The 341-nt window shown below is 62.8% G+C and carries 1 pseudogene; it reads left to right on the top strand.

The annotated features are described in order from the left end of the window. A pseudogene (locus BGN91_RS11100) lies at positions 1 to 341 on the top strand (phage tail protein); the annotation flags it as partial.

Raw genomic sequence — 341 nt, 5'->3', positions numbered from 1 at the left:
CGGACCTGATCGTCCAAGGCAAGCTTGACTGGAAATCCTGGGCCGATGCGGGACGCGCAGCTCTTGCCGACATCGAGAAGGAAATCCTGAAACTCGCGGTGCTCAATCCGCTCAAGAACTTCCTGTTCGGTACCAATCTCACCACGCTCGGAGATGTCGGGGGGCTGCTCGGTGGGATATTGAAGGGGTTCAAATTCCACGAGGGCGGCCTCGTCGGACTGGACGGAAGGGCAGCGGTTGTTCCGGCCTCCGTATTCCGTGGGGCGCCGCGTTTCCACGACGGCGCGTTCCTGTCTCCCGATGAGGTGCCGGCAATCCTGCAGCGCGGCGAGCGGGTGCTC

It is taken from the genome of Nitrobacter sp. 62-13, from assembly GCF_001896955.1.
Lineage (GTDB): Bacteria > Pseudomonadota > Alphaproteobacteria > Rhizobiales > Xanthobacteraceae > Nitrobacter.
The sequence above is the reverse complement of the archived record's forward strand: the minus strand, read 5'-3'. Positions and strand labels throughout refer to the sequence as shown.